Origin of the sequence: Rhizobium sp. R634, assembly GCF_002211305.1 — a bacterium.
In the GTDB taxonomy this organism is placed as follows: Bacteria; Pseudomonadota; Alphaproteobacteria; order Rhizobiales; family Rhizobiaceae; genus Rhizobium.
In genome coordinates this window covers 216,244-229,819 of sequence record NZ_LOKW01000027.1, presented here as the reverse complement: position 1 = coordinate 229,819, position 13,576 = coordinate 216,244, and the positions used below count along the sequence as shown (strand labels likewise).

The window sequence follows — 13,576 nt, the reverse complement described above, 5'->3', positions numbered from 1 at the left end:
GATCGCAAACATTCTATTGTTTCTGTTCAATAAAATTTGCTGGCCTGCTGACGCCGGCCCCCTGCGCATTCACAGTTTGAAAATATTCCTGACTGCTAAAAAAAGCAAGCTTCGCCGTCTCCAAGAGAATTGGAGCAGACCCATCAATTTGGAGGCCTGTCGCCGGCGGGAAAGACTATGGAAACTCAGAAAATGAACATGCGGCCGGCGGCGGATACGTCAGTCTCGATGAAGTTTCCTATCCGCGAAACGTATAGTTGCTGATCGAGGCCGGTTTCATCTCGATGGAGAAGCCCGGCAGCGTGGGCGGCATATAGGCGGCGTTTTCGATGCGGCAGGGATCGACGAAATGTTCGTGGAGATGATCGACATATTCGATGACGCGGCCGTCCTTGGTGCCCGATACGGCGATGTAATCGATCATCGACAGGTGCTGAACATATTCGCAGAGGCCGACGCCGCCGGCATGCGGCCAGACCGGCAGGCCGAACTTCGCGGCGATCAGCAGCACGGAGAGAACCTCGTTCAGTCCGCCCATGCGGCAGGAATCGATCTGTACGATATCGATCGCGCCCTCGGCGATGAACTGCTTGAACATGATGCGGTTCTGGCACATTTCGCCGGTCGCGACCTTCACCGGCGCAATCGCCTGGCGGATCTTGCGATGGCCGGCGACATCATCGGGGCTGGTCGGCTCTTCGATGAAGAACGGCTTGGCCGATGAAAGCGCCTTGACCCAGTCGATCGCCTGCCCGACATCCCAGACTTGGTTGGCGTCGATCATCAGGTAACGATCCGGACCGATCACCTCGCGGGCGATCCTGAGGCGGCGGATATCGTCGTCGAGGTCGCGGCCGACCTTCATCTTGATATGGTTGAAGCCGGCGTCGATCGCCTCCCGGCAAAGGCGGCGCAGCTTCTCGTCTTCATAGCCCAGCCAGCCGGCCGAGGTCGTATAGCAGGCGTAACCCTCCTTTTCGAGGACGGCGATGCGCTCCGCCTTGCCGGCTTCCGCTTTCTTCAGAATGGCGATCGCTTCATCGCGCGTCAGCACGTCCGTGAGATAGCGGTAGTCGACGATATCGGCGATCTCTTCCGGCGACATTTCGGCGACGAGCCGCCAGACGGGCTTGCCGGCCTGCTTGGCGAGCAGATCCCAGACGGCATTGACGACAGCGCCGGTCGCGAGATGAATGGCGCCCTTTTCCGGGCCGATCCAGCGCAATTGGCTGTCGCTCGTCAGATGGCGCCAGAATTTGCCGGGATGGGCGAGAACCTCGGCCAGGTCGGTGCCGACGACCAGGTGGCGCATCGCTTCGATCGCCATGCAGCAGATGTCGTTGCCGCGGCCGATGGTGAAGGTCAGGCCGTGGCCGGCAAGATCGGGCGCATCCGTATCGAGAATGACGTAGGCTGCCGAATAATCGGGATCGGGGTTCATCGCATCGGAGCCGTCGAGGCTTTGCGAGGTGGGAAAGCGGAGGTCGAAGACGCGGAGATCGGTGATGCGGGTCATAGTGTTTCCTCCGTGATGGGCCCGATTTCATGAGCAGCCGGTGCGCCCGGCGGTGTGCCGGCCGCACCGTCGCGCGGGGTCAGATCGTCCAGCCGCCGTCGATGGCGATCGCCTGACCTGAAGTATAGGTCGCGCCGGCGAGATAGACGGCGAGATCGGCGATCTCCTCCGGCGAGCCGAGCCGGCCCATCGGCTGGCGCGCGATAAAGGCGGCGCGCGCTGTGTCGTAATCGCCCTGCGCGCGCATGCGATCCTGCAGCGACGGGCTTTCCACCGTGCCGGGGCAGATGGCGTTGCAGCGGATTCCTTCCGCAACGTAATCGGCCGCCACAGCCTTGGTGAGCCCGATGACCGCCGCTTTGGTGACGCCATAGGCGAAGCGGTTCGGCACGCCCTTGATGCTGGAGGCGACGGAAGCCATGTTGATGATCGCCCCGTCCTTGCGCTCCAGCATGCCCGGCAGTACCGCGCGGATGGTGCGGATCATGGCCTTGACGTTGAGATCGAAGGCGAATTCGAGATCGGAATCCGGCATTTCGAGGATCGAGCCCGCATGGACGAAGCCGGCGCAGTTGAACAGCACGTCGACGGCGCCGATTTCGGCGACGAGGGCTTTGACCGCATCCGCGTCGAGCACGTTCAGCTTATGCGTGGAAACGCCGGTTTCCGCCGCGAGGGTGGCAAGCGCATCGGTATTGATATCAGTCGCGTGGACCTTGGCGCCGGCCGCGGCAAAGGCTGCCGCCGTCGCCCGGCCGATGCCCTGGCCGGCGGCGGTGATGAGAACGGTCTTGCCAGAAAGTCTGTCTGTCATGTCACGGGCCTTTTCTTGATGTGTCTACGCTCGACGATGGATGCGGCTGTGTCTCCGGTGAAGGCTTGGCCATGATGGAACAGCTCGCGGTCACCGTCTATCGTTCGCTTTCTTTGCGCGCTTCGACCGGGTTCTGGCAAGCTGCGCGCAGCATGCCATCTTGCGTTCGGGTGGCGGCTTGTCTTCAGCCATGATTTGTCTGTTTATAGACAAACAGACGATGGCCCCAGGGTCAAGTGCGAAGTTTTCCTTTTCCGGCCGCGGTTCTGCGTATATGCAGAGCAATATTCACAGGAGGAAGGAATGGAGACCGACGAGTCCGACCGCTACCGCGCTCCTGCCCTCGACAAGGGCCTCGATATATTGGAGCTGCTCGCCGGTGTCGACAGCGGCCTCACCCAGGCGGAGATCGCCAAGCGGCTCGATCGCAGCCCGAATGAATTCTACCGCATGCTCGACCGCCTGGTGCGCCGCGGCTACGTTACCCGGCTCGACGGCGATCGCTATTCACTGACGCTGAAACTGTTCGGCCTCGCCCAGCTGCACGCGCCGGTGCGCCGGCTCGCCTCCTATGCCACGCCGCTGATGCGCGAACTCGCCCAGCGCACGCGCCAGGCCAATCATCTCGCCGTCTTCGATCGCGGCGCTGCCGTCGTCATCGCCCAGCAGGAGGCGCCTGATTACTGGGGATTCTCGATCCGCATCGGCGCCCATATCAGCCTGTTCGACACCGGCTCGGGCCATGTGCTGCTCGCCTTCCGCAGTGACGAGGAGCGGGAGATGATGATTTCGGAACATGTGCGCAGCCGCGCCGACATCGAGCTCGGCGCCGAATTCTACGACCGTCTCGACCAGATCCGCGAGCGCGGCTACGAGATGATGGCGAGCGCCCAGACCGCTGGCGTCTATAATCTCTCCGCACCGGTTCTCGGGCCGGACCGGCGCTGCATCGCCGCCCTCACCTGCCCTTTCATCGCGCTCGTGAATGCGCCTTCGGCACCCGATATCAGCCAGACGATCGCGCTGGTGCAGAAGACTTCAGCCCAGCTTTCGCTGCTTGCGGGCGCCGACGTCGCCAACCTTGCCTGAGGGGCCGGAATTTTTATTTGAACAATCCATTCACCGGGGATAGGTTGCCGCAACACACTCCTGGAGGAGAAGAGCGTGCTCATCGATACCCATCTGCACATCATCGACCGGTCGGCGCTGCCCTATCCGTGGCTCTCAAATGTGCCCGCTCTCGACCACGATTTCCTCTATGAGACCTATGCGACCGAGGCCCGGCGCTGCGGCATCACCAAAGTGCTGCACATGGAGGTCGATGTCGATCCTGCCGCCATGCAGGCCGAGACCGATCATGTCAGGAGCATCGCGGCGCGCGAGGGCAGCCTGATTGCCGGCGCCATCGTCGCCTGCCGGCCGGAAGAGAAGGACTTTGCCGCCTATCTCGAACGGCAAAAGGCCGATCCCTTCGTCAAGGGGTTTCGCCGCGTGCTGCATGTCGTCCCTGACGATGTCTCCGAAGGCGCCCTCTTCCGTGAAAACATCCGGCGCATCGGCGGCAGCGGCCTGACCTTCGATCTCTGCACGTTGCCGCATCAGGCGGGCCGCGTGACCGCGCTGATCGATCTTGCGCCCGATGTGCAGTTCGTGCTCGATCATTGCGGCGTGCCCGATATCCGCTCGGATGCCTTTGAACCCTGGAAGGCCGGCATATCCGAGATTGCCCGTCGGCCGAACGTCGTCTGCAAGGTGTCCGGCGTCGTCGCCTATGCCGATGCCGAGACATGGGCGGCGCAGACGCTGAGGCCCTATATCGAGCATGTCATCGCAAGTTTCGGCTGGGATCGTGTCGTTTGGGGCAGCGACTGGCCGGTCTGCACGCTCGGCGGCGGTCTTTCCACATGGGTGGCTGCGACCCATGCGGTGCTCTCCCTCAGCAGCGAGGCGGAGCGTTCCAAGCTGCTTTTCGCCAACGCCCAGCGCCTCTGGGCGCTTTGAAACAGGTCGCGCTCGTCGGATTGGTCGCCGCGTATCGTTATAGCACAACCGCACACACTTTTGCGTGACGCGCTTTAATCTTCCATTTACGCAGTTTCCGGCAACGCTTCGCGCGTTGCTGGAGAAATCGTTGCGTATGTCTGTAGTTTCCAAGGGTGAGGAATGAAAGCGTTCCGCTTTTTCCTCGAATCACGGAAGTGCTCTATCGCTTGGTTTTCGCGTAGCACCTCTACGCACTTTTACCTTAGATCCTCAAAATGACGTATCCCACAAAAGTGCTACTTTGGCATGTTTTTTGCTGATGATAGAATGAAGCGCGCCGTTGTTTCGGTTTGGGACGACCTACAACCAAGCAATTGCGAGCTTTATTCATCTCGGGTAAAAGTTGTCAGGCAGGGATATGACGAATAACCTCATGTCCACTGTCCTCAGGAGGGAAAAGAAATGAAAGAAGAACCGCATGCAGTGGATGTTCACGTCGGAAAGACGATCCGTATACAGCGTCTGCTGAGGAAGGTTTCCCAGACGGAACTGGGCGAACGTGTGGGCGTCACGTTCCAACAGATCCAGAAATACGAAAAGGGCTCCAACCGTGTTTCCGCCAGCATGCTGGTCGAAATCGCCGGCGCTCTGAAGGTCGATGTCAGAACGTTCTTCGACGATCTGTCCGCTCCTGATACAGCCAACGATAATCCGGCTCCCAGCGAGGAATTCATTATCTCGCGCGAAGGCGTGCTTCTCAACGCGGCGTTTTTCTCGATCAAGAACGAAGCTCTTCGCAAGAAGATCCTCAAGCTCGTCCAGGCGATCGCCAATACCGAACAGTTGGAAGGTGACGCGGCCGAATAATCTGCCTTTCACGCGACCTCAACGGACCGCTTGAGAATCAATCGGGATCAATTGCCGTTGATCGATGAATTTCCATCGATCGGATCAATGTGCATTGATCGGGTTTAATGGCGATCGATCAGGATCAGATTCTCGCTGGCATCCTTCATTGCGATCTTGGCCTTGCTGCCGAGCAGCTTCTCGAGATTGACGTCAAGTTCCCTGTCGGGATCGATGCCGTCCCAATCGATGACGACCTGCAGCAGCGCCATGTTCGTCAGGTGCATCAGATTACGCAGCTGAAGTTTTTCAGCCTCCTCCTTGGCTGCCGACAGCAGCCGGAAGATCCTCGCGTATTCGCTGCCTGTACCCTCGGTATGTTGTTCAAACATCGTTCCCGCCTCGTTGGTCGTGAAACCCTACGATTCCATCGCCAGTACATCTTTCTGCCGCGACCGTTATTCTAGCGTTACAGGAGTCACATTCCGTGTGACTTCGGCATGCAAGAGCTCCCAGTGGGAAGTCGCGGCAAAGCGCCAGTCACGGTTGACGGGAAGGAATTCGTCGCGGCGCAGCCATTCCAACACCAGCCGGGCATCGTTGCGTTTGCGTTCGACGCGGTTGTTGCGGATAGCGGCGAGGATGTGATCGCGGCGCGGCTTGCGGGCGAAATGGCATTCATCGACGGCCTTCGCATAAGTGCGCTCGGAAAAATGCAGGAAGCGGCCGGCAAGCAGCAGTTTCTTGCGTTCGCCGGGTGTTATCTCGCCGCTGGCGTAAAGCGCGTCGATCGTCGGCTCGAAATCGACCCAAGGCACGGAAAGCGGCAGCCAGCCGAGCTCCTGCGGCGCATGTACGAGGGCCACGGCCTCGTCGTCGAGCAAGCGGCCGGTCTCGTAATCCTCGAAGATCGAGCCGATCCCGACCATGCCGAACGGAGCGCATTCGGCCGCCCGCAGTGCGCCCATGCTGGCACCGCCGGCCACGGCGACATTCTGTTCGAGTGCGTAGAGGATTTCCTTGTGCCAGACCGACGGCAGATCACCGAAATAGCCGTCAACGAGGCCGATTGCGGTGGCGCCGTCCTCGACGGCCTTCAGGATGTCGCCGCAGGCGGCCGGCGGCCGGAAGTCGATGCAGGAAGATGCCGCCCTTGCCGCGGCGAGATCGCTTCCGAGGCTCGGACCGACGAACAGCACCTTCATGATTGGGCTCCCCTCATGGTGTTGACCGCGCGCATGCCAAGCTGGATGTACTGGCCCGATATATCGACCTCCAGACCCGGTACGATCACCCTGACGACGGAGACCGGCAAGGTCTGGTGGGCAAACGGCACGACGACGATCTGCTCGATCCCGGTCGCCGCCAGCCGGCTCGCAATATGGTCGATGTTCTCCTGAATCGTCGCCTGCCGGCGATGACGCGGCTGGAACGCGCGCATCCGGCCGCCGCCCTCGCAAAGCTCGACCACCTGCTGCATCGCCGCACTTTGGTCGAGCCGCTGATAGATGCGCGGCGAGAAGTCGTCGCGGCTGCCGGCGATCGCGGTCAGCCGGCTCTGCGCCGCCTCGGTGATGGCGCGCAGCGCAGCGCGCACGGGATCGGGATGGCAGCCGCAGCCGCCGCAGACATGCGACCAGCGTGCATCGACACGATCCGAAAGATTGCCGGGCATGATGACGGCGAGAAACGCGGGAACGCCGATGTCCGTGGTCATGTCGAGCAGCAGCAGCCGCATGCCGGCGCGGGCGATCCGGTCGGTCATGATGTCAATGACGGTGTCGCCGAAGGAGGCGGGGTCGATGCGGCTTTCCTTCAGGCGTTCCGGCGATTTCAGCTGGGTCAGCGCCCAGGCATCGCGTTCGACCAGTTCGCAAAGCCCATGAAGGACCGCTTCGGATGGCGTATTGCCGGAGGCAAGACCGTCGCTCGACTGCTCGAAGCCCGGCGGCCTCTCCCCGCGATGGTCGAGGCCGACGAGCCACCAGGGCACGAAAACGGTGCTGCCGGACAGGATATCGAGGCCGGAGCACCAGGGAATGGGGCTTTTGCCGATCTCGTCGGGGGCGCAGCGCGCGACATTGTCGAGATCGATCATGGCGGCGCGCTCCGCCCGCATGCTCTCGACCGTCGCCTGCGTCAGATCGGCGGGCGGTATTTCCGCGATCCGCGTCTCGATCGCCTCCATGGCAGCCGAGGCCATGGCGGCCTCGTTATCGATGCCCTTGCCCTGGAAGACCGAGAGCGTATGGCTGTTCGGCCGCGTCGCGAACGCGACCGGAATGTTCAGGACATCGAGCGCGGTCAGAAGGCCGACGCGCGTGATGCCGAATTCACGCAGATACGGCCTGATCGCAGCCAGCGTCTGGGCCGGCGTGACTGCGCGGTCGTGATATTCGCTGACGCCGGCCGATGATCGTTTGAGGTCACCGGCAAGCGTCTCAAGATCGGCGAAAGCGGACATGCAATCTCGTCCTTAGCGGAATTTCAGAGCATGCGTCAGGTTTTCGAGGGCATTGGCGGAAACGTTGAGCTCGTCCTGTTTCATGGCCGCCCTGGCGGCTGCAGAGAAACGCAGCGACTGAGCCTGAACTTGGGTGGTTTCAGCATTCGTCTTCATGTTCGATCTCCGATTGTTCGGACAGCGTGTTGCTGTCGTTAGCGGTCGGAGGGAAACATTGCCCGCGTCATTTAAGCGTTACAGGCTTCGTTAAAAGGCGACGCAATCAGGGGAGACCGGCGAGCTGCAGGCCGTGAATCAGTGCTTCCGTATAACGGGGATCGCGATCCGGGACGAAGTGGCGGATATCCTCGCTGCGGAAATCCGGGAAATTCTCAAGGACGACCCTGGCGTAGTTCCCGGCTTTCTTCATATCGCCTGCCATCGCATGAGCGGCGGCGAGCAGGCGAGCGGTCGCCTGTTTGGAGTTCACAGGCTCGAGCGCCTCGATCGTCTTCTTGTAATCTTCACGGTCGAAATGAATGCCGCCGAGATTCCAATAATAATAGTCCGGCGGCAGGGGATTGAGCCTGAAGGCGGCTTGGTTCAACTCCAGCGCCTTGTCGAAATCACCATTGTGGCACAGAGCATCGGCATAATCCGCAAGGATATCCGCATCGTTCGGATTGAGATCCTGGGCCTGCTGGAAATATTCCAGGCTCTCGTCGAAACGGCGGCGGTAAAGCGCCACGAAGCCGAGTTCGCGATAGGCCCGGCCGCTGTTCGGGTCGGACTGCTGCGCCAGCCGGGCAGCCCCGTTCGCCTCGTCGAGAAGGTCGGTATCCTGCATGCCGCGGATCAGCCATTCCATGCCGAGCGCACGTGATACGCCGGCATGGGCAGCCGAGAAATGCTCATAACGGTTGAGCGAGGATTTGAACCATTTGCGGGCCTGGCGCAGGTGTTGCAGGTCGGTCTTGGCGATCAGCCGCTTGCCTTCCAGGTAGAGACGATAGGCGGAGGCCGGCGCATCGCCGATCGGCATCGCCAGTTCGTGGCGCTCGATCGTGTCGGCGAGCGAGGAGACGATCCGCCGCGTCAGATGCGCGAAGGATTCGCTGATCTTCTGCATCACCAGCGGCAGTTCCAGCGCCCAGATCACCTCCGACGTCGTCGTCCGCGTCAGACGGCAGGTCGCATAGACATCCTCGTCGCGGCCCTGGATGGTGACGTAGACCGCATAGTCGAAGCTGAGGTCGAGCGGGCCGGGCACGGCGCGCGCCGGATCGACCGAGCGGCTGAGGATCTCGAGGCTGGTATGCGCCGCGATGACCTTGAAGCCGCGCTGCTGGCTGAGGCCGATGGTTACGTCTTCGAGAAGCGCCCTGCCGACGCGCTCCATCAGCGGATCGGTAAAGATGCTTTCCGGCGGCAGGATGATGATGCGCGGCTGGCCGAGCATATCGGCGAACATGCCTGGCGCGGACGGACGCTCGGGCGCTGCGGCTTGTGCTGCCGGGATCAGGCCGAGTTCGCGGGCGAGCGCCGTGGTGCTTTCCTCCGGCTCGGTGTCGAACTCGTCCTTCAGCTGGCTCTTGCATTTCAGATAGGCCTGACGCGCCGCGGCCGGATCGTTCATCCCGACATAAAGGCGCATCAAGGCGCGATAGGCCGTTTCGCTGGCCGGGTCGAGTTCCAGCAGGCGCCTGGCAAGCGCGACCTGCTCTTCATCCGACCTGTCTTCGGCGGTTTCGACCAGCCGGGTGAGATGGGTCGAGCGCAATTCGTCGATACGCTGGCGCTCGAAGGTCAGCCAGTCCTCGGCGCCTTGCGTCGGCGATTTCGCGCCTTCCAGCAATTCGCCGTTGAGGATGCTGCTGTCTTCGGGGGCAAGCGGCCCTTTCTGCTTCAGGATGCGAACGTCGATCTCCCAGCCGTCGGCAAGGCCGATATGGGTCCTTGTCGCGGCGAGCAGCGGGGGAAGGTCGGCGGGAATGCTCTGCTCGATGCGCGCCAGCAGCTGGCGCAGGCTGCCTGCCCGTTTTTCCGGCAGTTCGGATTGCCAGAGCTGGCGCCTGATCGTTTCGCGGTCGAGTTCCAGATTGGATTCGGCAGCGAGCATGGCGAGAAGAAAATAGGATTTCTCCGGCAAGGGGAGCTCTCTCCCCGCCGCTATCAATCGCGGTCTTCCGAGCAGGCAGAGCCTGTTCGTCGACACCTCTGCGGATGTCTCTTGCATTTCGGTTCTCACCCCTGAAGCCCAAGGCGCGCAGAAGCGCCGGCCAGTGGGTAGCATGTTAGAGCGATAAGGGCGCCGCGCATAGCGGCTTTGCTATAAAAAGAAGAATTTTCGTCGAATAATTGCATCTTCTCGCACCATCTGTGGAGGAAAATGCTTACGGACACTTGATGCGAGACCGCCTCGGCGTCTCATTTCGGTACATTATTTGAACTGTCACCGTTCTTCGAAGCCGGCTACTAGAGTTTGCGCGGATCGAAGGCCAGCGGCACGCCCAGCGATCATAGGGCCCGGGCGATCCGTTTTGCGGCTGCTTCCGTCGCGGTTGCGGCCTCGACGAAATCAAGCCCGATATCGAGCACCGGCGCGCTGTGTGTCAGCCAGCCGACGGAAATGAGGTCGACGCCGGATGCCGCGATTGCCGCTGCCGTTGCCGGCGTGACACGGCCGGATGCTTCTGTGATTGCCCGGCCGGCGACGATGGCGACGGCTTCGCGCAGATGGTCCGGCGTCATATTGTCGAGCAGAACGGCGTCGACGCCGATCTCCATCGCTTCACGCAATTGAGCAAGCGTATCCACCTCGACCTCGATCTTCACCATATGGCCGACGCCGGTCCGCGCCCGGCGTATCGCCTCGGCAATGCCGCCGGCGATCGCGACGTGGTTATCCTTGATCAGCACCGCGTCGTAGAGCGCGAAACGGTGGTTCATGCCGCCGCCGGCCCGCACCGCATATTTTTCCAACGCCCTTAGCCCCGGTGTCGTCTTGCGCGTGCAGGCGACGGAAGCCTTGGTGCCGCCGATGGCGGCGGCAATCTCGGCCGTGACGGTTGCAATCCCCGAGAGATGGCCAAGGAAATTCAGCGCGGTACGCTCGGCGGTGAGGAGGCCGCGCGACGGGCCTTCGATGGTGGCGATTACGTCGCCAGGCTTGACCGCATCGCCGTCTTGGAGATGGCGGAGCGTGGTGATTTCGGGATCGACGAGGGAAAAGGCGAGTTCGGCCGCATCGAGGCCGGCGATCACGCCGGGCTGGCGGGCGGCCATAACAACTGTCGAGCGATGATCCGCCGGAATGACCGATGCCGAGGTGATGTCGCCGGCAAGACCAAGATCTTCAAGCAGCGCTGCCCGGACCAACGGTTCGACGATCAGGCGCGAAAGGGGAACGAGGCTCATCTCAGGCACTCCTTGCAAGCGAATAGGGCGGTGTCGCGCGTGCGATCTCCAGCGCGTCCGACAGGCGCATCTGACGTCGCCTTGCATCGGCATGCTTCAGCGGAAAATCGGTACGGGCGTGGGCGCCGCGCGATTCCGTTCGCAAGCTGGCAAAAACGGCGATCAGCAACGCCACGATGGCAGGATCGGTGGCGGGGCCGGTGCTTTCGGCAAGCGGCAGCAATGCGGCGATCGCTCCATTCACGGCGCCGGCGTTGCGCAGCACGCCGAGATGGCGCGAGACAATCGGCCGGACGAGCGAGGCATCGGCGGCCGCCGGCAGTTTTGCGGCGGTGATGGAGCCGGCACCATTTGCCGGTGCGTGGGACAGATCGCCTGCTGCCCGAATGCCCATCACGGCTGCCTCCAGCAGCGAATTGCTGGCGAGCCGGTTGGCGCCGTGCAGCCCTGTCGAGGCCGCCTCCCCCGCCACCCAGAGACCGGGCACCGAGCTGCGCCCATTCGCATCCGTGGCAATGCCGCCCATGTGATAGTGAACGGCCGGCCGCACCGGAATGAGGTCCGTTGCCGGGTCGATGCCGGCCTCGCCGCAGAGGGCTGCGATCACAGGAAAGCGTGCCGCGAACCGGCGGCCGAGCGCATTGCGGGCATCGAGGAAGACCCGGCCGCCACGGGCGATTTCGGCGCTGATGGCGCGTGCCACCACGTCGCGGGGCGCAAGTTCTGCGCCCGGGATACGGGCCATGAAGCGCTCGCCCTTTTCGTTCAGGAGCAAAGCCCCCTCCCCGCGCACCGCCTCGCTGACGAGCGCCAACGGCCGGCGGCGTGAATCGAGCGCGGTCGGATGGAACTGCACGAATTCCATATCGGCGAGAACAGCGCCCGCCCTTGCCGCGAGCGCGATCCCTTGGCCGAAATTGCCCATCGGATTGGTGGTCGCATCATAGAGCCCGCCGATGCCGCCGGTGGCGAGCACCACTTTGGACGTCGGAAGGATGGCGGCGCCATGGGTGGTCGCGCAATGCAGGCCCGCCACATGTCCGCCGTCCATCAGGATCCGTCGCGCCTCGAAGCCTTCGAGCACGGTGATCGAAGGCGTCTGCATCACCGCCCGCACCAGTGCAGCGATAATTGCCGCGCCAGAGCCGTCGCCTTCGGCATGGACGATACGGCGACGGCAATGCGCGGCTTCGAGCCCGAGCGAAAGCTCGCCCACGGCATTTCTGTCGAAGCGCACGCCGGCCCGTTGGAGCGCCGCGATCGCGGCCGGCGCCTCGGCGCAAATGCCGGCGGCGACCGCTGGATCACAGAGGCCGTCGCCGGCGGCAAGCGTATCGGCAAGGTGCAGCTCGGCGCTATCGTCGGCGCCCATGGCGGCGGCAATGCCGCCCTGCGCCCAGGCGCTCGACGTTTCCACGCCAAGAGCGGCGCGGGTCACGATCACGCAGGGCTCCGGCGCCAGCGTCAGCGCGGTCACCAGCCCTGCAAGGCCGCTGCCGACGATCACCGTGCGTCCGGCAAGATGGTCGAGAAGCTCGATCATATCGCGAGCATCCTCTCGACGGCGCGGCGTGCGGCCACGGCAATCGCCGGGTCGACGGTCACTTCATGACGGTTTTCTTCGAGCGCCGCACGGATATTGGCAAGCGTGATCCGCTTCATATGCGGGCAGAGATTGCAGGGGCGGATGAACTCTACGTTGGGGTGATGCACGGCGACATTATCGCTCATCGAGCATTCGGTGAGGAGCACGACCCGCGCCGGCTTCTGCGTGCCGACATAATCCGACATCACGGCGGTCGAGCCGGCGAAATCGGCTTCAGCCACCACATCAGGCGGGCACTCCGGATGAGCGAGCACTGTCACGCCGGGATGATTTTCACGCAGCTGGCGGACGTCTTCGGCGGTGAAAAGTTCATGCACTTCGCAATGGCCGTGCCAGGCGATGATCTCGACATCGGTCTCGCGGGCGATGTTGCGCGCCAGATATTCGTCGGGGATCATCAGCACCTTCGGCACGCCGAGCGATTCCACCACCTGCTTGGCATTGCCCGAGGTGCAGCAGATGTCGGAGGCGGCCTTCACCGCAGCCGAGGTGTTGACATAGGTGATGACCGGGACGCCGGGATGGGCCTGGCGCAGCAGCGCGATGTCCTCAGGCGTGATCGAGTCCGCCAGCGAACAGCCGGCGCCGAGATCCGGGATCAGCACCGTTTTCTCGGGGTTCAGAAGCTTGGCGGTCTCGGCCATGAAATGCACGCCGGCCAGCACGATGACGTCGGCATCGACCTCGATCGCCTTGCGGGCGAGCGCCAGGCTGTCGCCGACGATATCGGCCACCCCGTGGAAGATTTCCGGCGTCTGGTAGTTATGGGCGAGAATGACGGCATTGCGGCGGCGCTTGAGATCGAGGATCGCGTCGACGTCATTTTCGAACATCATCCATTCGGCTTTGGGGATGACGCGGCTGACGCGTTCGTAGAGCGAGGATGCGGAAACAGCGTGATTCATGACCGGCTCCTAATTATGCTCGGCTTGAGCATATTATAGGCAAAGA

The 13,576-nt window shown here is 62.5% G+C and carries 13 protein-coding genes; 3 read left to right on the top strand and 10 right to left on the bottom strand.

What is annotated here, in order from left to right:
* Positions 1-238: 238 nt before the first annotated feature.
* Together ATY77_RS28575 and ATY77_RS28570 are read right to left on the bottom strand one after the other, a co-directional pair.
* A complete protein-coding gene (locus ATY77_RS28575; RefSeq protein WP_088674973.1) occupies positions 239-1,516 on the bottom strand; it encodes an L-fuconate dehydratase in 1,278 nt (425 codons plus the stop codon).
* Between the two features lie 79 nt (positions 1,517-1,595).
* Positions 1,596-2,330: an SDR family oxidoreductase gene (locus tag ATY77_RS28570; protein ID WP_088689853.1), complete on the bottom strand. Its 735-nt coding sequence runs from the start codon at positions 2,328-2,330 to the stop codon at positions 1,596-1,598.
* A 303-nt stretch (positions 2,331-2,633) separates the two neighbouring features.
* Between ATY77_RS28570 and ATY77_RS28565 the strand changes: the two genes are divergently transcribed.
* The 3 genes from ATY77_RS28565 (at position 2,634) to ATY77_RS28555 (ending at position 5,180) form a co-directional block, all read left to right on the top strand.
* Positions 2,634-3,419, top strand: coding sequence for an IclR family transcriptional regulator (locus tag ATY77_RS28565; protein WP_088689852.1), 786 nt, complete (start codon positions 2,634-2,636; stop codon positions 3,417-3,419).
* Between the two features lie 75 nt (positions 3,420-3,494).
* The gene (locus ATY77_RS28560) at positions 3,495-4,331 is read left to right on the top strand and encodes an amidohydrolase (protein WP_088689851.1); all 837 of its coding nucleotides are present in this window, start codon (positions 3,495-3,497) and stop codon (positions 4,329-4,331) included.
* Positions 4,332-4,775: 444 nt separating this feature from the next.
* Entirely contained in the window at positions 4,776-5,180 is a 405-nt protein-coding gene (locus tag ATY77_RS28555; protein WP_088689850.1) for a helix-turn-helix transcriptional regulator, read from the top strand.
* 104 nt (positions 5,181-5,284) lie between these two features.
* Here ATY77_RS28555 and ATY77_RS28550 read toward each other — a convergent pair whose 3' ends face one another.
* From ATY77_RS28550 to nadA, 8 genes are all read right to left on the bottom strand, one after another.
* On the bottom strand, positions 5,285-5,551 hold the full coding sequence (locus ATY77_RS28550; RefSeq protein WP_088674978.1) for a hypothetical protein: 267 nt from the start codon (positions 5,549-5,551) through the stop codon (positions 5,285-5,287).
* Between the two features lie 66 nt (positions 5,552-5,617).
* Positions 5,618-6,364: a TfuA-like protein gene (locus ATY77_RS28545; protein WP_088689849.1), complete on the bottom strand. Its 747-nt coding sequence runs from the start codon at positions 6,362-6,364 to the stop codon at positions 5,618-5,620.
* Positions 6,361-7,623, bottom strand: a complete 1,263-nt coding sequence (locus ATY77_RS28540) for a YcaO-like family protein (protein ID WP_088689848.1) — start codon at positions 7,621-7,623, stop codon at positions 6,361-6,363. Before ATY77_RS28540 ends, ATY77_RS28545 begins: the two co-directional genes overlap by 4 nt.
* A 12-nt stretch (positions 7,624-7,635) precedes the next feature.
* Complete coding sequence (locus ATY77_RS33015; protein WP_190233637.1) at positions 7,636-7,779, bottom strand: hypothetical protein; 144 nt, start codon at positions 7,777-7,779, stop codon at positions 7,636-7,638.
* Between the two features lie 106 nt (positions 7,780-7,885).
* On the bottom strand, positions 7,886-9,838 hold the full coding sequence (locus ATY77_RS28535) for a BTAD domain-containing putative transcriptional regulator (RefSeq protein WP_088674981.1): 1,953 nt from the start codon (positions 9,836-9,838) through the stop codon (positions 7,886-7,888).
* Between the two features lie 281 nt (positions 9,839-10,119).
* Positions 10,120-11,019 (bottom strand): carboxylating nicotinate-nucleotide diphosphorylase, encoded by a 900-nt coding sequence (nadC, locus tag ATY77_RS28530; RefSeq protein ID WP_088689847.1) that lies wholly within the window; start codon positions 11,017-11,019, stop codon positions 10,120-10,122.
* Between the two features lies 1 nt (position 11,020).
* Positions 11,021-12,562, bottom strand: a complete 1,542-nt coding sequence (locus tag ATY77_RS28525) for an L-aspartate oxidase (protein ID WP_088689846.1) — start codon at positions 12,560-12,562, stop codon at positions 11,021-11,023.
* The gene (gene nadA, locus ATY77_RS28520; protein ID WP_088689845.1) at positions 12,559-13,530 is read right to left on the bottom strand and encodes a quinolinate synthase NadA; all 972 of its coding nucleotides are present in this window, start codon (positions 13,528-13,530) and stop codon (positions 12,559-12,561) included. The genes ATY77_RS28525 and nadA overlap by 4 nt, the downstream gene beginning before the upstream one ends.
* Positions 13,531-13,576: the final 46 nt, after the last annotated feature.